The sequence below is a fragment of the Kitasatospora sp. NPDC127060 genome, assembly GCF_042724935.1.
Classification (GTDB): Bacteria; Actinomycetota; Actinomycetes; order Streptomycetales; family Streptomycetaceae; genus Kitasatospora.
Map to the genome: position 1 here is coordinate 17,298 of NZ_JBHXEG010000002.1, position 19,525 is coordinate 36,822.

Annotated in this window: 19 protein-coding genes; 10 read left to right on the forward strand and 9 right to left on the reverse strand. The window is 73.3% G+C overall.

Annotated elements, in window-relative coordinates:
- The first annotated feature begins 2 nt into the window (after positions 1-2).
- Entirely contained in the window at positions 3-923 is a 921-nt protein-coding gene (locus tag ACFWIS_RS02010) for an STM4011 family radical SAM protein (protein WP_380452446.1), read from the forward strand.
- 295 nt (positions 924-1,218) lie between these two features.
- Positions 1,219-1,599, forward strand: a complete 381-nt coding sequence (locus ACFWIS_RS02015) for a VOC family protein (protein ID WP_380452411.1) — start codon at positions 1,219-1,221, stop codon at positions 1,597-1,599.
- A gap of 146 nt (positions 1,600-1,745) precedes the next feature.
- On the opposite strand, the gene ACFWIS_RS02020 is transcribed toward ACFWIS_RS02015, so the two are convergent.
- Positions 1,746-4,472, reverse strand: a complete 2,727-nt coding sequence (locus ACFWIS_RS02020) for a glycosyl hydrolase (protein ID WP_380452409.1) — start codon at positions 4,470-4,472, stop codon at positions 1,746-1,748.
- 243 nt (positions 4,473-4,715) lie between these two features.
- Positions 4,716-5,438: a rhomboid-like protein gene (locus ACFWIS_RS02025; protein ID WP_380452407.1), complete on the reverse strand. Its 723-nt coding sequence runs from the start codon at positions 5,436-5,438 to the stop codon at positions 4,716-4,718.
- Positions 5,439-5,763: 325 nt separating this feature from the next.
- Between ACFWIS_RS02025 and ACFWIS_RS02030 the strand changes: the two genes are divergently transcribed.
- The 4 genes from ACFWIS_RS02030 (at position 5,764) to ACFWIS_RS02045 (ending at position 10,055) form a co-directional block, all read left to right on the forward strand.
- Positions 5,764-6,483 (forward strand): rhomboid-like protein, encoded by a 720-nt coding sequence (locus ACFWIS_RS02030; RefSeq protein ID WP_380452405.1) that lies wholly within the window; start codon positions 5,764-5,766, stop codon positions 6,481-6,483.
- A 97-nt stretch (positions 6,484-6,580) separates the two neighbouring features.
- The gene (locus ACFWIS_RS02035) at positions 6,581-7,414 is read left to right on the forward strand and encodes an SAM-dependent methyltransferase (protein ID WP_380452403.1); all 834 of its coding nucleotides are present in this window, start codon (positions 6,581-6,583) and stop codon (positions 7,412-7,414) included.
- A 337-nt stretch (positions 7,415-7,751) separates the two neighbouring features.
- Complete coding sequence (gene argG, locus ACFWIS_RS02040; RefSeq protein WP_380452401.1) at positions 7,752-9,164, forward strand: argininosuccinate synthase; 1,413 nt, start codon at positions 7,752-7,754, stop codon at positions 9,162-9,164.
- 222 nt (positions 9,165-9,386) lie between these two features.
- Positions 9,387-10,055, forward strand: coding sequence for a GAP family protein (locus tag ACFWIS_RS02045; RefSeq protein WP_380452399.1), 669 nt, complete (start codon positions 9,387-9,389; stop codon positions 10,053-10,055).
- Between the two features lie 126 nt (positions 10,056-10,181).
- Here ACFWIS_RS02045 and ACFWIS_RS02050 read toward each other — a convergent pair whose 3' ends face one another.
- The 3 genes from ACFWIS_RS02050 to ACFWIS_RS02060 form a co-directional block, all read right to left on the reverse strand.
- Entirely contained in the window at positions 10,182-10,877 is a 696-nt protein-coding gene (locus ACFWIS_RS02050; protein ID WP_380452397.1) for a hypothetical protein, read from the reverse strand.
- Positions 10,874-11,443: an RNA polymerase sigma factor gene (locus ACFWIS_RS02055; RefSeq protein ID WP_380452395.1), complete on the reverse strand. Its 570-nt coding sequence runs from the start codon at positions 11,441-11,443 to the stop codon at positions 10,874-10,876. The genes ACFWIS_RS02050 and ACFWIS_RS02055 overlap by 4 nt, the downstream gene beginning before the upstream one ends.
- 320 nt (positions 11,444-11,763) lie before the next feature.
- A complete protein-coding gene (locus tag ACFWIS_RS02060) occupies positions 11,764-12,237 on the reverse strand; it encodes a MarR family winged helix-turn-helix transcriptional regulator (protein ID WP_380452393.1) in 474 nt (157 codons plus the stop codon).
- 185 nt (positions 12,238-12,422) lie between these two features.
- Here ACFWIS_RS02060 and ACFWIS_RS02065 point away from each other — a divergent pair, with 185 nt between their 5' ends.
- Positions 12,423-12,833 (forward strand): organic hydroperoxide resistance protein, encoded by a 411-nt coding sequence (locus ACFWIS_RS02065; protein WP_380452391.1) that lies wholly within the window; start codon positions 12,423-12,425, stop codon positions 12,831-12,833.
- 146 nt (positions 12,834-12,979) lie between these two features.
- Here the strand turns inward: ACFWIS_RS02065 and ACFWIS_RS02070 are convergent, their stop codons facing one another.
- Positions 12,980-13,366, reverse strand: coding sequence for an SHOCT domain-containing protein (locus tag ACFWIS_RS02070; protein ID WP_380452389.1), 387 nt, complete (start codon positions 13,364-13,366; stop codon positions 12,980-12,982).
- A 210-nt stretch (positions 13,367-13,576) separates the two neighbouring features.
- Between ACFWIS_RS02070 and ACFWIS_RS02075 the strand changes: the two genes are divergently transcribed.
- Entirely contained in the window at positions 13,577-13,948 is a 372-nt protein-coding gene (locus ACFWIS_RS02075) for a hypothetical protein (protein ID WP_380452387.1), read from the forward strand.
- Positions 13,949-14,021: 73 nt separating this feature from the next.
- Complete coding sequence (locus ACFWIS_RS02080; RefSeq protein WP_380452385.1) at positions 14,022-14,450, forward strand: DUF6210 family protein; 429 nt, start codon at positions 14,022-14,024, stop codon at positions 14,448-14,450.
- Between the two features lie 96 nt (positions 14,451-14,546).
- Here the strand turns inward: ACFWIS_RS02080 and ACFWIS_RS02085 are convergent, their stop codons facing one another.
- Positions 14,547-15,197, reverse strand: a complete 651-nt coding sequence (locus ACFWIS_RS02085) for a beta-glucanase (RefSeq protein WP_380452383.1) — start codon at positions 15,195-15,197, stop codon at positions 14,547-14,549.
- Between the two features lie 145 nt (positions 15,198-15,342).
- On the reverse strand, positions 15,343-15,972 hold the full coding sequence (locus tag ACFWIS_RS02090) for a CBS domain-containing protein (protein WP_380452381.1): 630 nt from the start codon (positions 15,970-15,972) through the stop codon (positions 15,343-15,345).
- A gap of 420 nt (positions 15,973-16,392) precedes the next feature.
- Between ACFWIS_RS02090 and ACFWIS_RS02095 the strand changes: the two genes are divergently transcribed.
- Positions 16,393-18,240: a hypothetical protein gene (locus ACFWIS_RS02095; protein WP_380452379.1), complete on the forward strand. Its 1,848-nt coding sequence runs from the start codon at positions 16,393-16,395 to the stop codon at positions 18,238-18,240.
- Here the strand turns inward: ACFWIS_RS02095 and ACFWIS_RS02100 are convergent.
- The gene (locus ACFWIS_RS02100) at positions 18,224-19,444 is read right to left on the reverse strand and encodes an FAD-dependent monooxygenase (protein ID WP_380452377.1); all 1,221 of its coding nucleotides are present in this window, start codon (positions 19,442-19,444) and stop codon (positions 18,224-18,226) included. The genes ACFWIS_RS02095 and ACFWIS_RS02100 overlap by 17 nt on opposite strands.
- Between the last annotated feature and the right edge of the window lie 81 nt (positions 19,445-19,525).

Here is a 19,525-nt window from a genome sequence, read left to right on the forward strand (position 1 = left end):
GCATGCCCTCGGCCGTACCCGCCGCCGGGGGCGACGACGACGGCGACGGTGCGCAGCCCCGGGACCTCACCCTGCTCTACCGCGGCCCGCTCTCCTCCTGCGACTACGACTGCCCCTACTGCCCGTTCGCCAAGCGCCGCGACACCCCCGATCAACTGCGGGCCGACCGAGCGGCGCTGGAACGCTTCACCGCCTGGGCCGCTGCCCGCGCGGGCAGCGGCGACACCCTTTCGCTGCTGTTCACCCCCTGGGGTGAGGGCCTGGTGCGCTCCTGGTACCGCCGCGCGCTGGTCGAGCTGAGCCGGCTCCCGCACGTGCGCCGGGTCGCGATCCAGACCAACCTCAGCTGCCGCACCGAGTGGCTCGCCGAGGCCGACCGCACGGCCCTCGCCCTCTGGGTCACCTACCACCCGGGCCAGGTCCGGCACGACCGCTTCCTCGCCAAGTGCCGCGAGCTGGACGCGCTCCGGGTGCGCTACAGCGTGGGCGTGGTCGGGCAACCGGAGCACCTCGCCGAGGCCCGGCGGCTGCGCGCGGCGCTCGCGCCCGAGGTGTACCTGTGGGTCAACGCGGCCGAGGGACGCAGCTACACCGACACAGAGGCCGACCAGTGGACGTCCCTGGACCCGCACTTCGGTTACAGCCGGCACGCCCACCCGAGCGCCGGGCTGCCCTGCCGCACGGGCGAGTCGGTGTTGTCGGTGGACGGCGACGGCACGGTGCGCCGCTGCCACTTCGTCCGGGACGTCCTCGGCAACCTCTACGACGGCAGCTACCGGGCTCAACTGCGGCCACGCGCCTGCCCGTCGTCGGTGTGCGACTGCCACATCGGCTACGTCCACCTGGAGACCCTGCCGCTGTACGAGCTGTTCGGCGCCGGCGTCCTGGAGCGGGTCCCGGAGGCCTGGCCGACAGGAGGGTGATAAATCGGTTGCGAACCGACCACGCCGCGTGACAGCGTACGAACTACTCCGCAGCACAAGGACGTTCAGGAAGGCGGCCCGCCATGACGGACGGTATACGACCCGCGGCCTGCCGGCCCCCGCGCCGACCGGCCGCCACTGACCGCTCCTTGACAACTACATCGTGTCCCTGCCTGAACTCCTCGGTGTGAACTCCTCGGCGTGATCGGCCGCCCACGGCCCGGAGCGGTCCCCACCCGCCGAGCGACGGGCTCCCTACCTCCCTAGCCTGGTAACCGAGAGGAGGCGAAACACCATGCTTGGAGACGGACCGCTGCAAGCGGTCATCCCCGCCACCGATCTCGCCCGCGCCAAGGCCTTCTACACCGACACCCTCGGCCTCAAGCTCGTAGCGGAGGGTGAGGAGGAACTGACCTGCGAGTGCGGCGCGACCCAGTTCACCGTCTACCGCACCCCCAGTGGTGGACAGGCCGCCCACACCCTCGCCAGTTTCAAGGTCGCCGACCTCGACGGCGAGATGTCCGCCCTGGGTGAGCGCGGCATCACCTTCGAGGAGTACGACTTCCCCGGCCTCAAGACGGTCAACGGCGTGGCCGAGGGGGAGGGGATGCGTGCTGCCTGGTTCAAGGACAGCGAGGGCAACATCCTCTGCCTGGCCCAGCGCGTCGGCCAATAGCCCGGCCTCGCCGCGCGCCCACCTACCGCATCCATCCATCGCATCCGTCCACTGCGCCCACCCGCGGCACCGGACGCGGGCCGGGCGCGCCGGTGCCCGGCCCGCTCGTGCCGAGCGGGCCGGGCACCGGAAACGAAGCGAGACGATCAGCCCTGGCTGTCGTCGCCCTGGCTGTTGTCGTCACCCTGGCTGTTGTCGTCCTGGGACAGCGCGTGCGGGTCGATCGACCAGATGCCGCGCCCGAAGGTGGCGGCGTAGAGGCGGCCGTCGGGGCCGGTCCTGAGCTGCTGCACCGCGGTGGTGGGCAGGTTGCGGCCGAGCACCGAGAACCGGCTCTCGCCCGGCGCGCGGTAGAAGGCGGCGAGATCGGTACCGAGGGCGAGGCCGCCGTCGGGCAGGATCTTCACCGAGGTCGCCGGGACGTCGGGCAGGTTCGCCGAGACATCGGTCCAGGTCGCGCCGCCGTCACGGGTCTCGAAGAGGTGGCCGATGCCCGCGCCGGGGCCCTCGGTCCAGGTCCGGGAGAACCCGTTGAAGGCGACGAGGACGTGCCGGGCGTCCTTCTCGTCCACCGCGAAGGAGGAGATGTAGCGGTTCGGCAGGGTGCCGTCGACGGGCAGGCTCAGCTGGTGCCAACCGGTGCCGTCGATGTTGCCGACCGCGATGCCGCGGCTGAACCCCTGGTTGTTGCACGGGCCGCACCAGCCCGCGTACACCGTGCCGTTGACGGTGGCGACGGCCGTGGCGACGTGCCCGGCGCCCAGGTCGTACGCACTGGTCCACTCGCTGCCGCTGCGGATCGCGTACCCCTTGTGCTGCACCCAGACGTGCCGACCGCCCGCGATCCAGGTGTTGCTGTCCTTGGGGTCACTGGTGAGCGGCGCGATGAAGCGGGCGGCGTTGGTGTCCTTGTCCGGCGGGGCGATCTCGAAGGACGTGGCCTTGCTCGGGTCCTTCGTCCAGCTGCCGTCGTTGACCGCGCAGTTCTGGGTGACCCACATGTCCAGGTAGACGTACTCCTCGGCGATGTTGCAGCCGTTGGCCGGGTCGACCAGGGTGTCCGCGCCGTCGCCGCCGAAGTTGGAGCCCATCACCTTGTCGTGGGCGCGCAGGATCGACTGGCCGTTGTCCTGGAGGCCGCCGGTGACGATGACGCCCTTGCCGGAGCGGTCCGCCGGGTCCTTGCCGATGCCGACCGAGTAGTACTGGAGGGTGTCGATGGTGCCGTCGTTGAGCGGCGTCCAGTCCTTACCGTGGCCCCAGGCGTCCAACTGCCCCTTGCCGGGGCGCCGGTAGATGCCGCCGTCGTTGCCGACGTAGACGTTCACCTTGCCCTGGTAGCTGCCGAAGGCGACGGCGTGCTGGTCGGAGTGGGTGGTGGGCGAGCAGTCACCGGTCTGCTTGCTCGGGTCGATGCTCCAGCACGGGAAGCCGTTGTTCCAGTACGGCCCGACGGTCGCCCAGTTGCTGCCGCCGTCGGTGGTCTCGAAGACCTCCTCCAGACCCGCGTAGACGTGGTCGGGGTTGGCCGGGTCGACCTGGAGGGACTGGTTGTACCAGGCCTGGATACCGGGCTGGTATCCCGCGTCCTGGAGCGCGGAGCCCGATCCCTTCAGTTTGTCCTTGTCCGCGATGAGCGTCCACGGGCCGTACGGGGAGCCGGACTTGGAGACGTAGATGCCCTTGAGGCCGGTGTCCGGGTTGTGCGCCATGACGTCCGGGGACTGGTCGATCGCGTAGTAGCGCGAACCGTCGGCCGAGCGCGCGAAGGTCACGTTGCCGACGTTCGCAGCGTCCGCCGGGAGGTCGCCCATCGAGGCGACGCGCTGCCAACTGCCGTCGGCAGCCTTGCTGTAGAAGCCGTTGTAGGTGTCACCGCCGCGCCAGCCGACCGCCAGGATGACCTTGGACGGGTCCTTGGGGTCGATGGCGATGTCATTGGCGATGTTCTTGTACGGCGCGCTCGGGTCCTTGGCCATGGAGCCGCCCGGCAGGTAGTCCGGGTTGGGTGCGAACTCCAGCGTCCACGGGCCCGACAGGTCGGAGGTCGAGTGGCTCCACACACCCCGGCTGGTGGCCGCCCAGACCTTACCGCCGCCGAAGCGCAGCGCGTGGATGATGGTCGACTCCAGCTCCGCCCCGCCCACCCGGTTGCCGGGCTGGAACTTCCCGTGCTGCGGGTCGGACAGCACGTACACGCCCGTGCCCACATAGGAGGTGGCCCCGGTGTTGGACTCACCGGTGGCGTACCAGAGCCGGCCGCCCTCGTCCAGGTTCAGCGTGCCCGTGGACAGGGTCGGCAGCTTGTCCGCGATCGGCTCCCACCGGCCGCCACCGGTGCGGGAGCGGAACACCCCGCCGTCGGCGCCGCCCGCGTACACATAGCCGTTGCTGTCGGCCGCGATGCCGGTGATCCGGCCGGTCACCAGGCCGGCGCCGCCGCTGGAGTTGGAGTTGACGTCCCGGTAGCGCGGGTCGTCGGAGTTGTACGGCTTGTCGGTGACGTGCTTCCAGTTTCCGCCGGTGTGCGGCATCGACTGCAGCTGCGCCCAGGCCGCGCTGTACGCGCCCGGCGCCACGACACCGGGGGCGGTGCGTGCCTCCGTGTACTGGGCGACGCCCTCGGCGGAGTTCTCCGCCTCGTCGCCGCCGTCCCCGGCCTCCGAGTCGGCCTTGGGGCTGAAGGTCGAGAGGGCGGTGGCCTTCTTGGTCTTCGCGGCGTGCTGCTTCCCGATGTCCCCCTGGTGCCGCACCTGCCAGGGCTGCGCCGTGGGCGACGTCGACGGCGCGGCGAGTGCCTGGGTGGTGGTCAGTCCGAGGGCGGTGAGCGTGACAGCGCTGAGCAGCAGCCGTCGATGTTGCCTGATGGGCACGAGTGCGGTCCTCCCCTGAGGCCGGCCGCGCGGTCGCACGGTCCCGGCGAAACAGGGGGTAAGCCTGGTGGGTGTGCCCGGTGGAGGGAAGGCCCGTACGGTAAAAGGCGGTTAAGAGCCTTACACTGTCGAACAGTTGGCATTCAGCGAATACCCGGGGCTGCCACACCGCGCCGGCCGAGTGCCGAGCACGGCGCACCGATCACCGCTCGCCCCTCACCGCCCGCCCCCACCACTCGCCCCTCACCGCTCGCGCAGCCTCCCGCGCAACCGCCGCCCGCCCGCACGCACGAAGGCGACCGGGTCGAAGGAGCCCGGTCGATCCCGGGCGATCGGGTAGCAGGCGAGCCCGATCAGCGCCGCGCTGAGGTGGCCGATGCTGGTGTAGTCCCGGCTGTGATGGACGCCGTAGACGTACACGGCCAGCACCCCCACCAGGTACAGGTACCGCCAGGGCCGCACGATGAGGTAGGTGAGCACTCCGACCACCCCGGCGAGCGCGTAGCTCACGCCGTAGTCCAGCGTGTAGACGGCCTTCGGCGCGGCGATGCCGCGGTGGATCGCCCAGCCGAGGACGCCCTCGCTGAGGTACGTCGCACCGACGTGCGCCAGCGCCGCGACCGAGAGCCAGCGCAGTGTGCCCAGCCAGCGCTCGGCGGGCACGTGGAACAGGTTGTACAGCACGAAGTAGCCGAGCCAGCCGCCGCCGGCGATCCACAGCGCGCTGGTCGCCAGTACCCGGACCGGCGAGACCTGCAGATGGTGGAGGTTGGTGGAGCGCCGCTCCAGGATCCGGTCCGCGGTCACCGGGTCGACGTGCCGGATCACCTGGGTGGTGACCAGCAGGATCGCCAGCCAGATGTAGGTGCCGGGAGCGCGCCGGATGTACCGCCACACCGCCCGAGCCGCGCGCGCCCACCAGGGCCCCCGGCGCGCCTGCTGCACCCCGGTGGAGCTGCCGGTCATCGACGCCTCCTCGACGCTCCCCCTCACCCTCGCCCGGCCGGGCCCCCGCCCGCCGCCGCGGCGGCCCGTTCGGGTGATCCCCCCCGACGACCGCCCGCAGGCCCCCGCCCGCAGGCCGCCTGCGAGCCGCCTGCCGACCGCTCGGGCTCCACGGGCCGCACGGGCCCCACAGGCCCCACTGGCGTCACTGGCGTCACGGGCGTCACCGCCGTCACCCGTCCGGGAACCGTCGGTGAGCGGGCACCCCCGACTGCCGTAGGCTGGCTCTCCGGCTGCCCGTGGAGCCGCCGGCACCGGATACCGCACAGCAAGGGCGCCAGGCACGATGACGGACCGCCTCGGGACGACGAAACCGACCGACCCCGCCACCGCCCCGCGAGCGGCGTCCAGAACGGCCGCCCTCCGCTCGACTGCCCGCAGAACCGCCCTCCGGCTGCGCCTCACCTCCGTCTACGTCGCCCTGCTGACCCTCACCGCCTCCTGGCTCGCCAACGAGAGCCATGCCGCGCGGGCCCGGTTCGTCCGGCACAACAGCAGCAACGTCCACCACATGGAGGTGGGCAAGTGGTGGACGCTGTTCACCAGCGGCCTGGTGGTCGACGGCGTCCCGGCGTGGGCCGGCATCGCGGCCGTCGCCGTCGCCCTGGGTCTGGCCGAGTGGCGCTGGGGCCCGGCCCGCGCGGGCGCGGTGTTCGTCCTCGGCCACCTCGGCGCCACCCTGCTCACCGAGGGGGCGATGTGGGTGATGCTGACCACCCGCATCCCGGGCGCGCTCTCCCGCGCGAGGGACGTGGGGATCAGCTACGGGCTGGTCGCCACAGTCGGCTGCCTGCTCGCCCTGGGCCCGCGCGCGCTGCGCCGGTACGGCCTGCCGGCCCTGGCCCTCGCACTGGCCGGCGCCTGGGCGTCGGACCAGCAACTGGCCGACGCCGGACACCTGGTGGCCCTCGGCCTCGGCGTCCTCGCCGCCCGGACGCCCTGGCTGCGCGCCCGGGCCTCCGCCGACACCGGTGACCCCCGAGGTGAACCCGACCCGGGGCGCTGATCGTCCTTCCAAGTGGGCCGGGTACGATGCAGAACCGATCAACCGGCTGGCTGCCAGCTTCTGATGACAGTTGATCAGGCCAAACGGAGGGGACCCGATGCCCGAGTTCGACAACGCCACGAACACCACGGACGTGACCGACCCGGCGGGCTTCGTGGACCCGGTGATGCTGCAGACCCACCGCCCCCACCCGGCCCGGATCTACGACTACTGGCTGGGTGGCAAGGACAACTTCCCGCCGGACCGGGCGGCCGCAGAGCACGCGATCGCCGCCGCGCCCGACATCCCGCAGGCCGCCCGCGAGAACCGCGCCTTCCTGCGCCGGGCCGTCCGGCTCTGCGTCGAGGCCGGCGTCCGCCAGTTCATCGACATCGGCTCCGGTCTGCCTGCCCGGGGCAACGTGCACGAGGTCGCGCAGGAGCTGGCCCCGGACTCCCGGGTGGTCTACATCGACAACGACCCGATCGTGCTCGCCCACGGCCGGGCGCTGCTCGCGAGCAACGACTCCACCACCGTGCTGACCGGCGATCTGCGCGATCTCGACGAACTGCTCGACCGGCCCGCGCTTCGCGAGCTGATCGACCTCTCCCAGCCGGTCGCCGTCATGCTGGTGGCCGTCCTGCACTTCGTCGACGACGCCCAGGCCGCCGCAGCCGTCCAGGCGGTCCACCGTCGGCTCGCCCCGGGCAGTTTCCTGCTGCTCTCGCACAGCACCGCCGAGGGCAATCCGCAGCGGGCCGCCGAGGTCGTGAAGACCTGGGACGACACCGATTCGCGCATCCGGCTCCGCGGCCGCTCCGAGGTGGAGGCCTTCCTCACGGGCTGGGAGCTGCTGGAACCGGGTGTGGACTTCGTCCCGCTCTGGCGCCCGGACGGCCCGACCGCGGGCTCCACCCGCTGGATGTACGCGGGCGTCGGCCGCAAGGCCTGACCTCGCACCCCCGCCACCGCTGCAGGGCCGGACTCCCCTCGGGAGCCCGGCCCGTCGTTTTCCCCGCCGCTCCCTGCAGCTCCCCGCCAGTCCCCGACCCGAGCGGCCCGAGCAACCCGTCAAGGCCACCAAACACCTCCCCGTCCAACGGAGTTGATGCCCGGAGCGGCCACGGGGACCCACCCACAGGAGCAGCCACCCCGACCGACGCGTCCGTATGCTCTTGCGGTACTCTGCAAATCTATGCCAGAGTGCGGGCATCGGATCAATCAGGCCGAATCCCCTCACACGTCGCTAAATCAGGAGCCCGCACCGCGGGTGGGTCAAGGGTGCATGCATGTCGAAGGTCTTGAGCAAGCTGCCGGTCGGTGAACGGATCGGCATCGCATTCTCGGGTGGGTTGGACACCTCCGTCGCGGTCGCGTGGATGCGCGAGCACGGAGCCGTCCCCTACGCCTACACGGCCGACATCGGCCAGTACGACGAGCCGAACCTCGCCGATGTCCCGGCCCGTGGCCGTGCCTACGGCGCCGAGCAGGCCCGCCTGATCGACTGCCGGGCCCCGCTGGTCGAGGAGGGCCTGGCCGCCCTGGCCTGCGGCGCCTTCCACATCCGCTCCGCCGGGCAGACCTACTTCAACACCACCCCGCTCGGCCGCGCCGTGACCGGCACGCTGCTGGTCCGGGCCATGCAGGAGGACGGCGTCTCCATCTGGGGCGACGGTTCCACCTACAAGGGCAACGACATCGAGCGGTTCTACCGCTACGGTCTGCTTGCCAACCCCAACCTGCGGATCTACAAGCCCTGGCTGGACCAGGACTTCGTCGACCAGCTCGGCGGCCGCAAGGAGATGTCCGAGTGGCTGGCCGAGCGCGACCTGCCCTACCGGGACTCCGCCGAGAAGGCCTACTCCACCGACGCCAACATCTGGGGCGCCACCCACGAGGCCAAGCGGCTGGAGTACCTGGACACCTCGATGGAGATCGTCGCCCCGATCATGGGCGTCGCCTTCTGGGACCCGTCCGTCGAGATCCGGACCGAGGACGTCACGGTCGACTTCGAGTTCGGCCGTCCGGTCCGGATCAACGGCCGTGAGTTCGACACCGCCGTGGAGCTGGTGCACGAGGCCAACCAGATCGGCGGCCGGCACGGTCTGGGCATGTCGGACCAGATCGAGAACCGGATCATCGAGGCCAAGAGCCGCGGCATCTACGAGGCCCCGGGCATGGCGCTGCTGCACATCGCTTACGAGCGCCTCCTGAACGCGATCCACAACGAGGACACCATCGCCACCTACCACACCCAGGGTCGGCGCCTCGGCCGCCTGATGTACGAGGGCCGCTGGTTCGACCCGCAGGCGCTGATGCTCCGGGACAGCCTGCAGAAGTGGGTCGGCCAGGCCGTCACCGGCAGCGTGACCCTGCGGCTGCGGCGTGGCCAGGACTACTCGGTGATCGACACCCAGGGTCCGAACTTCAGCTACCACCCGGAGAAGCTGTCGATGGAGCGCAGCGTCGACGCCGCCTTCGTCCCGGACGACCGGATCGGCCAGCTGACCATGCGCAACCTGGACATCGCCGACTCCCGCAGCAAGCTGGAGCAGTACGCGGGTCATGGCCAGCTGGCGCAGTGGAGCGGCCTGATCGGCGAGCTCGCCCCGGGCGGCGCGGCGCCGATCGCCGCCGGCACCGGCGACGAGAACCGGTCGACCCCGCTCGACCACGCGGCGATCGAGTCCGGCACCGACTGACCGGGCACCGACCGACCGGGTCACCGGCCGACCCGGTCCGTCGCGGGGGCCGTCACACCACACCGGTGCGGCGGCCCCCGGCCGTTCCCGCCGGACATCGACCCGCCACCGGCTCGACCTCACCCGAACGGCCGTACCGGCCGTGCGCCCCGCCGCCGGCGGTAGCTGAATGGCGGACGGCGCCCGGCGACGGGAAGGCAGGTCCGCGGATGGGTGAGGCCGATGGGTGAGGCGATCGGTCCGATGCTGGCCTCGGCGGTGGCGGTCGGGCTCAGTCCGCTGCCGCTGATCGCCGTGCTGCTGATCCTCGCCTCACCGCGCGGTCGGGCCAACGGATCGGCGTTCGCGGCCGGCTGGGTGCTCGGCCTGGCGGCGGTCGTGGCGCTCGTGGTGGCGGCCGGGCGCGCGCTGAGCCCCGACGGCGGCAGACCGACCTGGTCGTCCTGGCTGAAGCTCGCCCTGGGCATCGCCCTGCTCGTCCTCGCGGCCCAGCAGTGGCGCAACCGCCCGCGGCCAGGGCACGTCACCGCGCCACCGACCTGGCTGCTGGGGATCGATCGCCTCACCCCGACCCGGTCCGCCGCCCTCGCCGCGGCCCTGGTCTGGTCCCGCCCCACCACCCTGATCCCGGCCGTCGGTGGCGCCGCCTCGATCGCCGCCGCCCCCTCCGGTGCCGGAGCCCGGGCGGGGGCCGCCGCCCTGCTGGTACTGATCGGCTCGCTGGGCACCCTCGTCCCGCTCACCGTCCAGTTCCGCGGTGCCGACCGCTCGGTCCACGCCCTCGGCGAGTGGCGCGCCTGGATGGCGGCGCACCACGCGGCGATCATGACCGCCGTCCCGATCGTGCTCGGCGCCGACTACCTCGGCAGCGCCGTCTCCGGACTCAGCTGACCCGCACCCACCGATCCGCCTGCCCCAGAGCACCCGCCCGGTCACCGGATCCGCCCGGTCACCGCACCCGGCCCACCGCCACATCCGCCCCGTCACCGCACCAAACCCACCACCGCACCAGCCCCATCACCGGATCCGCACCACCCCCCGCCCCCGCACCGCGCGCACGCCCAGCCGCCCCTCGTCCGCCGCCGGCGGTGCCGCCACGGCGCCCCGCAGGGTCAGCAGGATCTCGCCGTCGTAGCGCTCCGCCAGCAGTCGGGCCAGCTCGGCGGCGCAGCCCGGCCGGGCCTCCGGGGCGAGTTGCGGCAGCCGCCCCGGGTCGCTGAGGTCCTCGGCCTCGGCGGCCCAACGGGCGGCGTCACGCCGTTCGCCCTCGGCGGCGTAGTGGACCGCCAGGCAGTGGACGGCCAGCTGGTCGCCGTACTGGACGGCGATCCGCCACCAGAAGACCCCGTCCGCGGTGCGGCCCATGCCGTAGAGCAGGCAGCCGAGGGTGCGGAACGCGGTCTTCTCGGCGAGTTCGAGGTCCAGGGCCAGCTCCCCCGGTTCCACCGCGCCCGCCACCCCGGCGCACAGGTGCCGCAGGTCGCGTCGCAGTTCGGACCGTCCGGCGGTGCCTGGACGGTCCCAGGCCGCCGGGGCGTGCGGCGGCCGGGCGACGGCGGGCGGGCGGGCGGGTCGCTCTCGCCCGGTGGGGGCGGTCCGGCGGGCGGCGGCCAGCCGTTCGGCCAGCCGGCGGGTGAAGGCCGCCGGGTCGTGGTCACGGAACTCCTGGTCCAGCTCGGCGGTGTGGGCGCGCAGCAGCTCGGTGACCTTCATGTCGCCTGCCCGTCGTCCGGGTGCTCCAGCAGGTACTCCAGGTGCCGCCGCCCCAGGCTGTAGTAGGTGCGGGCGGTGGTGTGCGCGATGCCGAGCGAGCGGCCGATGTCGTGGTAGGACAGGCCCGCCTGACGCAGCCGGACGACATCGGCCTGGACCGGCGCGGCGCGCGCGAGTTCGTCCATCGCCCAGTCCAGGGCGTCCAGTTCGGCGAGTTCCTCCAGCTCGTCCTGGCTGGTGTCGGGGCGGCGCTGGGCGATCACCCGCAGCCGTTTGCGTTCGGCGCGCCGGCGCTCGCGCAGGACGTCGACCACCGCGTCCTTGACGATCTTGAACGCGAAGGCCTGCGGGTCCTCGCTGGCCAGGGCCCGGCGCCAGTTCTTGTAGAGGGTGGTGCCGGCGTTCTGCACGGCGTCCTGGGCGTCCTCGCGGTGGCGCAGGCGCTGCTGGGCGTAGCGGAGGTAGCCGGTGTTCTCGCGGGTGAAGAACGCCTCGAAGTCGTTCGGCAGGTCGTCGAGCGGGTCCGCCCGCAGGCTCCGCTCCCCGCCCGGCCCGGGAGTGTTCACACGCGCCCCCCTTCCTGAGTCAGCTGGCCGGCCCACCGGGGTGGCACGCCGACGGCCCCCTCGGGGGGCTCGTGCTGTAACCGTTCGGGAGGTGCGGGTTGTCGACCGGATCGGGCGGACATTTGGGAACGTTTACGTTCATTTTCGAACAGTGCCGCTGACCTGCTCCTTTGGGCACATGGAACACCGCCCACCAGCCCGGAAGTGACCCAGATCACACTCGACCCGGACGCCGGCTTGACAAGCCGGGCGATGCCTTCGCCACGGTCGACGCCAGCCCTCGCGACACCCGCGCCACGGTCGACGCCAGCCCCCAGGGGCTACGGCGCCGGCTCCACCTCCGCCGAGTCCAGCGCGACGGTCACCCGCTCCAGCAGGACCTGCAGCGCGGCCAGGTCCTCGACCGGTAGTCCGGTCGCCGTGAGCAGCCGGCGCGGCACCTGGCCGGCCCGCTCGCGCAGCGCCGATCCCTCGGCGGTGAGGCTGACGGTGACCGACCGCTCGTCCTCGGGGCTGCGCACACGGTGCACCAATCCGGCCGCCTCCAGCCGCTTGAGCAGCGGGGACAGGGTGCCGGAGTCGAGCCGCAGCCGCTCGCCGATCCGCTTGACGGGCAGTTCGCCGTCCTCCCAGAGCACCAGCATCACCAGGTACTGCGGATAGGTGAGCCCGAGCCCCCGGAGCAGGACCCGGTAGACGCCACCGAAGGCGCGCGAGGCCGCGTTGAGCGAGAAGCAGATCTGCTGGTCGAGGCGGAGCAGTTCCTCGTCCGCCATGCCGGGGAGCGTGGTCATGACCCCATGGTACCGACCGTCGCCGCACGATTCAGTTGTGCCCAATTTAATGGTGTGCTCTAATTATGGAGCGGTCACCGGCCGAGCCCTCCGCAAGGGGCCGGCCACGGCCGACGCAGCACGATCCCCACATGCCTCCGCGCACCTCCACGCACCACGGACCGCGCATCACGAAGGGACCCACCATGGACGCGCTCTACACCGCCGCCGCCACCGCCAACGGCCGTGAGGGCCGCGCCGTCAGCTCCGACGGCCAGCTGGACCTCGCCCTCGCGATGCCGCCCGCGCTCGGCGGTAGCGGTCAGGGCACCAACCCCGAGCAGCTGTTCGCGGCCGGCTACGCCGCCTGCTTCGCCAGCGCCCTCGGCCTGGTCGGCCGGCAGGCGCGGGTGGACACCGGCGAGGCCTCGGTGACCGCCGAGGTCTCCATCGGCAAGGACGGCGCCGGCTTCGGCCTGTCCGTCGTGCTGCGGGTGGAGCTGCCCGAGTCGCTCGCGGGCGAGACCGGCGAGCTGCTGGTCAAGCAGGCCCACGAGGTCTGCCCGTACTCCCGCGCCACTCGGGGCAACATCTCGGTCGAGCTGATCGTCGAGTAGGTCCCCGCCAGGGTCCGTCCGGCGGATCCTGCCGGGCAGACCCGAGTCCCCCGCTCCGGCGGCCCCGGCAGCAGGGAGGCCCGCCGCACCCCGTGTGCGGCGGGCCTCACCCGTTCCCCCGCCCCTCCATCCCCGGATCCCCCCGGTCAGCCGCCGCCGGGACCGTCCGGACCTCCCGCGCCACTCGGGCCGCCCGGACCTCCCGCGCCTCCCGCGCCACTCGGCGAGCGCAAGGTCTCCAGCCGGTGCCGGTACTCCTCCGCGTCGATCTCGCCCCGCGCGAACCGATCCGCGAGCACCTGCTCCGGGGTCGGGCCGTGCGACCCCCACCCGTGCGGCCCGCCACCCGCCACCCCGGCGGCGCCCGGTCCGTACGGGATCGGCTGCCGCGAGCGGGAGACGTACCGGAACAGGGCGACGGCCAGGAGCACCAACACCGCCAGGACGAGCAGCGAGATGATCACCATCACGGCGATGCCCCAGCCGCCCGGTCCGTGGCCGGGGCCGTAACCGTGCCAATGCCAGTGCCTCATCAGGTCCTCCTCCTCCGGCCCAGCGGGCCCGCCGAGGTGAGCGGCGCCGTGGCGACCCACTCGCCACGAGGCCCGGGCTGCCGCGCTGCCCGGGGGTGATCAGCGCCTTACCACCATCGTGCGCCCGCACCTGGTCAAAGCGCTGTGAAGAAATCCTGAGAAAACGTTCCTGCCGAAGCGGCCCCGCCCACCGGAGTAGCGTTTCCGCCCATGAACCACCACCCGCCCGACGGCCACCGCTCCCCCGAGCAGCTCGTCGCGGACGGCCTGCTCCGCCGCCACACCGACCACCGGCCCCATCCCGCGCTCCACCACACCCCGATCGCCTACCTCTCCACCGCGCTCTGGAGCGAACTCGCCGCCCTCGCCATCGCCCCCAGCGCCGCCGAGGCCACCGTCACCGCCCTGCTGCGCGAACTCGCCGACCAGGCGGTGGACGCCGCGCTGGCCCCCGGCAACGAGCGCGCCCCGCGCGACGACCTGTACGTCACCGACCCCGCGCACATCGGCCCGCACCGCCGGGCGGTCTGGTTCCAGCGCTCCGGCCCGGGCGGCCCGATCACCGCCGCGTTCGCGCCCTAGCCGCGCCTCCGACCGGCACACCCCCGCGCAATGGCGCTGGCCCGACGGCCGGGCCGTCGGCCAGACTGCTCCCGTGCTCCCCCGACGCTTCGTGACCCTCGACCAGGACGGCCCGCCCGAGGGCGGGTGGCTGCACGTGATCGTCGCGGCCCCGACCGGCGTCGTCCACCGACAGCAGTACGGCGGCCAGGCGTGCCGCCAGGGCCGGGCGGAGGGCTTCCTGGTGCCGGTGTTCGACCCCGCCGCACTGGACGCGCTGCGCCGGCTCTTCGAGGAGGAGTTCGCCGGCGCAGGCACCTGGAACCACTCCTGGCCCGAGGACGAGCGCGCGAGGTTGCGCGGGATCGTCGGGCGCGTCCCCTACTGGACCTCGGACGGGCAGACCGACGCACGGCACGCCCTGGAGCTGGACGAGGGCCGTATCCACGAGGCCGACGAGGCCTGGGTGCCGGTGGTCACCCCGGACGGCCCCGGACTGCTGGTGTGGTCCAACTCGGACTGAGCCCGGACCGAAAGCGTACTGTCGGACCGAACGGACCGGACGCGGAGCGAACGCGGGCCGACAGCGGGCCGACAGCGGTGACCCCGCCCCGCCGGGTCAGCGCTCGACCGTGAGGCTCTCGCACACCCAGCTCAGCCGGTCCGGCCCGTCGAACGCCGGCCGGTCGTGGTACGTCCCGTCCGCCACCGACAGGTTGACGATCAGATAGGCGTGCCAGCCGGTCCCGACCCCGTGCAGGTCCGCGTAGACCAGCTCGTCCTCGACGTACCAGTCCACGGAGTGAGCGCCGAGCGCCACCCGCAGGCCGACGCTCGCGCCGGGGGCGACCCCGACACCGCCGCCGTGCCAGTACCGGAAGCCGCCGCGGACGTGGTTGGAGATCTCCAGGAGGTCCGGGTTGTCCGGGTGGTACTCGAAGACGTCCACCTCGTTGCCGCCGTCCCGCCAGGTCCAGATCGCCGGCCAGGCACCCAGTCCGGTGGGCAGGGTGACCTGGGCCGACAGCACGTCCCCGGTGCGGACCTGGAAGGCCTCCGGACTGCCCTCCGTGGTCAGCAGGTTGCAGGTCCAGAGGCCGCCGGTGCGCCGCCGGACCGCGCTGAACACCCCGCCCGGGCAGTACTCGTGGCTCAGGTAGTCGAGCTTGTGGTCGCTCCGGTTGGTCGGCCCCATCCGGGGGTATGCGCTGCTGCGCCCGGCGATCCACTGCCTGGTCGAAGTGAAGTCCGCGTCGAACACGACTGCCACGGCCGCCTCCCCGAAGCTCCGGCGTCCCGGCAGTCCGAACCGCCAGGCACACAGGGTGAGTTCCCCGATACGCTCCGCAGTATGCGAATCGGGCCGACACGACCACGACAATCCTGAGCCGACGCCGGAGCCGACGATCGACCGCTCAGCCGACCGAGGCCGTGGCACCTCCGGCCCGGAGCCGGTCGGTCACCGAGACCACCCCGTCCACCGAGCGGCACAGGTTCAGCACGATCGGCACCAGGTGCGCCTCGGGCACGGTGCCGCTGAGCACCACCCGGCCCTGGTCCACCTCCACCCCGATCTCCGCCGGGCTCACCCCGTCGATCCGGCCGAGCACCTCCTCGACGATCTCCCGCCGGATCACCCGGTCCTCGCGCAGGAACACCCGCAGCAGGTCCCCGCGGCTCACCATGCCGACGACCCGCCCCTCCTCGTCCAGCACCGGCAGCCGCTTCAGCCCGTGCCGGCTCATCAGCCGGGCCGCCGCGACCACGCTGCTGTCGGGCGTGGTGCAGACCGGCTGGGCCGTCATCAGGTCCGCCGCCGTGATCTCGCCGCCCTGCCCGGCCCGCGCCGACTCGGGCGGGGGCAGCAGACTGCCGAGGTCTTCCTGCGCGGCCAGGGTGCGCAGCAGGTCCGCCTCCGACACCAGCCCGAGCGGCCGCCCGTCCGGGTCCACCACCGGTACCCCGGTGATGTCGTACTCGGTCAGCAGCGCGACGATCTCCCGGAATCCGGTCTCGGGTGCGATCCGGACCACGGGGCTGGTCATCACAGTTTCGACGGTGGCATGCGGCACGCCGGTTCACCTCGTCCAACGATGTTGGTCCGACCGGATGCGGATCGTCCCGGCCGGTACCGGCAGCATGGCGCCCGGCCGCGCGGACCGCCAGGGGCCAAGGGGCCGAATGGGTGGGACCAAGGGCCCTGACCTGCGAACATTCCTCCGACGAACGACTTCGGCGGGCACTCGCACAAGCGCACTCCGGAGCAGCGCTACGGACAGCGGTACGGAGCGGGGACGCGGACCGCCCGCCGCTGCCGCACCGGCGTCCACCCCGGACGGCGCAACCATCACATGATCGACTCGTTGGACCGTCCACCACGACAGTACGCACGGCACCGGGAGGGCCCGTTGGCAGGACGGACGGCGGGGAAGCCACCGGCGAGCCGGGGTGCGTGGGCGCGCCCGGTGGCGGAGGCCGAGGCCGCGCTGGTGCACCACTACCGCAGGCTGGTGCGGCTCGCCTACCTCGCCCTGCCGGCCGACCGCGACCGGCACAGCCGGGTGCTCGCCGCCCACGCCGCCGTCCAGCGCGCCCTGCCCTTCCGGTGGACCCGCCACCCCGATCCCCCAGTGGCCGACCCCACAGTCGCCCAGCCCGCCCCGACCGAGCCCGCCACCACGGACCCGGTGTACGCGGCCCTGCGCCGCCGGGTGCTGCACGCCGCACTGCGGCCCCGGCCCGGCGCCCGGCTGCTGGCGCCCCGGGTCTGGGGCCTGCGGCTGTTCACCCCGCACGGCGGCGAGCAGGACGCCGCGCTGGACCACGCGCTCGGCGCACTCGACGCCCCGGCCCGGGCCGCGTTCGCGCTCCTGGCGGTGGAGGAGCTGACCGGGCCGCAGGCGGTGGAGGTGCTGCGGGAGGCCGGGGTGGCCCGACCGGAGGAGGCGGTCGCGGCCGCCGCCGAGGTCCCGGCCGGGCCGGAGGCCGAACCCCCCGCGTTCGACCCGTGCGCCGTCCGGGTGCAGCCCACCGACCTGCTGCGCCGCCGCCGTACGCTCGCCGCCGCACTGGTGGTCGGGGTACTCGGGCTGACCACGACGGCGGCGGTGCTGGGCGGCGGTTCCACTCCGGCGGGCAGCGCCGTGGCGCCGGACGGCGGCCGGCCCGGCCCGACCGACCCGGCCCGGCTGGTCCGGGTGGCGCCGGACGCCTGGCAGCACACCGCGCGGGTCGACTTCACCGCCTGGCCCGCGCGCGGCGACCGGCGCGAGGACGGCGCCCTGCTCGGCCGCGCCCTGGCCGCCTGGTCGCAGCCGGGCCCGCGGACCCGTGCCGAACCGGGCACCGACACCGCCCCGCCCGGCACCCCACCGCAGTTGCTGTTCGCCGGGACGGTGGACGGTACGGGTGTGGCGGTGCTGTACGACGGCCGCCGGATCGCCCGGTTCGCCGACGGGCCCGGCGGCGGGCTGGACCTCGCCCGAGCCGACGCCTCGGACCCGACCACGGCGGGCGCGGTGGTGCTCAGCCGTCAGGGCACCGCCCTGCGCTACCTGCTGGCGCCCTGGGTGGACACCGCCGAGACCCGCCGGATCGACCAGCCCGACGCCGCCGCCCGCCCGCTGGACCACCCCGGCGGGGTCACCGCGGCCACGCCGGGCGGCGGCCCGGCGGATTGCCGCGGCGCCACCGTGCTCCAACTGCACTCCTCCCCGGTGATCGCCGAGAAGCACGCCTTCCTGCTGGCCGACGTCGGCGGCCTCCTCCCGGCGCACCTGAGCTACACCCCGCCGCCGGACCGCGGCCAGCCCGCCCGCGAGCCGCGCGAGGTGGTCGCCCCCGAGGCGCTGCAGGCCTGGGCCCGGGCCGGCTGCGCGGTGCCGGACGGTACACCGGGCGTCAAGCAGCTCAACCTGTGGGCGTTCGCGGTGCAGTCGCTGCCGCAGAACGGGGGCTCGGCCGCCTGGTTCTGCCTGCGCGCCGACCGCTGGACGGGCGAGGGCAGCGCGGCCACCGCCGTACTGCTTCCGACCGCCCGGGGGCCCCAGCGCACCGGCGGCGGCCCGGGCCGCTCGTGCAGCCACTTCGAGCAGGACACCGTGGCCTGGACGTGGTGGCACTCCCCCCAGGGCGCGGACTACCTGCTCGCGGCGGGCAGTCAGCGGGTCACCCGACTGTCCGTCAAGGGCCCGGACTGGTCGGCCGACCGCCCCGCCCCGGACCGCACCCTGGCGATCGAGCGACCCGCCCGGGGCGTCGTCCAGGTCGAGGCCGTGCTCGACAACGGCAACCGGATCAGCCCGCCGCACTGACCGCATCACCCGCCAGGAGCGCCGCGTAGTCCGGCAGTTCGACGCTGGAGACCTGCTTGCCGAGCTCCAGCATCCGGTCCAGCACCCACCTCCGGTTGAGCAGCCCGTTGCGCAGCCGCAGTCCGGCCCCGGTGCGCGGTGCCAGGAAGGGGCCGGTGCGGTCGCCGCCCTTCTGGCAGCCCCGGGCGTAGCCGCGCAGCAGCCGCTCGTACCGGGTGAAGGCGGTCCGGTGGTCGCCACGGGCCAGCGCCAGCTCACCGGCGAGGACGTAGGCGGCCACCACGGCCGTGCCGGTGCCCATCCCGCCGATCGTGGCACCGCAGGCGGCGTCGCCGAGCAGGGCGATCCGGCCGGTGGACCAGCTGGGGACGTCGGCGCGGCTGATCGAGTCGAAGTACAGCTCGGGCGCGGCGTCCAGGCTCCGGAGCAACTGCGGCACGAGCCAGCCGAGGCCCGCGAAGGCGTCCCGGACCAGCGCCTTCTGCTGCCCGGTGTCATGGCGGTCGTAGCGCAGTTCGGGCGAGGCGAAGAGGCAGAAGGCCCCCGCCCGGGCCGGGTCGCGGGGGTCGGCGCCGACGGACATCAGCCGGCCGGGGACGTTCAGGCCGGCTCCGCCCTCCGGCAGGCCGCCGTCGTTCGGCAGCTGCCAGGTGGCCGCGTAGTAGCCGAGGTGGCGGACGAACCGCTGCTCGGGGCCGAAGGCGAGCCGCCGCACGGTGGAGTGCAGCCCGTCGGCGCCGATCACCAGGTCGAACTCGCGCGGTGCGCCGTGCCGGAAGGCGACCCGTACTCCGCCGGCCGTCTCCTCCAGGGTTTCGACGGTGTCGCCGAAGACGTACTCGGCGCGGGGGGCGCTGTGCCGGTGGAGCACCTGCGCCAGTTCTCCGCGCGGGATCTCCAGCTCGCCGCCCGCGAACTCGGCGGGCAGGTGCAGCAGTCGGCGGCCGCGCCGGTCCACGAAGGTGATCGGGCTGCCGCCGGTGTCGAGGGCGCGCAGTTCGTCCAGCACGCCCATCCGCTCCAGCACGGTGCGATGGGTCCGCCCCCGGAAGTCGACGTTCTGCCCGCCGCCGCGCAGTGCGGGCGCGAGTTCGACCACGGTGACCTCGAAGCCGTACCGGCCCAGCCAGTGCGCCAGTGCGGGGCCGGCGATGCTCGCGCCCGAGATCAGCACCCTGGTGCGGGTGCGTGCGGAAGCGCTCATGGGAACCACTCCGTCCGAGGATCGGAAACTGTGTCCAACGGACACTATTTGTTGCTGTGTACGGTAGACACAGTTGGCGGG

What these genes read in the sequence shown, in the direction of transcription:
- ACFWIS_RS02060 (WP_380452393.1), bottom strand. Translation starts at nt 12,237, where the DNA reads ATGACCACGCTCCCCGGCATGGCGGACGAGGAACTGCTCCGCCTCGAC.
- argG (WP_380452401.1), top strand. Translation starts at nt 7,752, where the DNA reads ATGTCGAAGGTCTTGAGCAAGCTGCCGGTCGGTGAACGGATCGGCATC.
- ACFWIS_RS02045 (WP_380452399.1), top strand. Translation starts at nt 9,387, where the DNA reads ATGGGTGAGGCGATCGGTCCGATGCTGGCCTCGGCGGTGGCGGTCGGG.
- ACFWIS_RS02065 (WP_380452391.1), top strand. Translation starts at nt 12,423, where the DNA reads ATGGACGCGCTCTACACCGCCGCCGCCACCGCCAACGGCCGTGAGGGC.
- ACFWIS_RS02050 (WP_380452397.1), bottom strand. Translation starts at nt 10,877, where the DNA reads ATGAAGGTCACCGAGCTGCTGCGCGCCCACACCGCCGAGCTGGACCAG.
- ACFWIS_RS02025 (WP_380452407.1), bottom strand. Translation starts at nt 5,438, where the DNA reads ATGACCGGCAGCTCCACCGGGGTGCAGCAGGCGCGCCGGGGGCCCTGG.
- ACFWIS_RS02035 (WP_380452403.1), top strand. Translation starts at nt 6,581, where the DNA reads ATGCCCGAGTTCGACAACGCCACGAACACCACGGACGTGACCGACCCG.
- ACFWIS_RS02010 (WP_380452446.1), top strand. Translation starts at nt 3, where the DNA reads ATGCCCTCGGCCGTACCCGCCGCCGGGGGCGACGACGACGGCGACGGT.
- ACFWIS_RS02090 (WP_380452381.1), bottom strand. Translation starts at nt 15,972, where the DNA reads ATGACCAGCCCCGTGGTCCGGATCGCACCCGAGACCGGATTCCGGGAG.
- ACFWIS_RS02100 (WP_380452377.1), bottom strand. Translation starts at nt 19,444, where the DNA reads ATGAGCGCTTCCGCACGCACCCGCACCAGGGTGCTGATCTCGGGCGCG.
- ACFWIS_RS02030 (WP_380452405.1), top strand. Translation starts at nt 5,764, where the DNA reads ATGACGGACCGCCTCGGGACGACGAAACCGACCGACCCCGCCACCGCC.
- ACFWIS_RS02015 (WP_380452411.1), top strand. Translation starts at nt 1,219, where the DNA reads ATGCTTGGAGACGGACCGCTGCAAGCGGTCATCCCCGCCACCGATCTC.
- ACFWIS_RS02070 (WP_380452389.1), bottom strand. Translation starts at nt 13,366, where the DNA reads ATGAGGCACTGGCATTGGCACGGTTACGGCCCCGGCCACGGACCGGGC.
- ACFWIS_RS02075 (WP_380452387.1), top strand. Translation starts at nt 13,577, where the DNA reads ATGAACCACCACCCGCCCGACGGCCACCGCTCCCCCGAGCAGCTCGTC.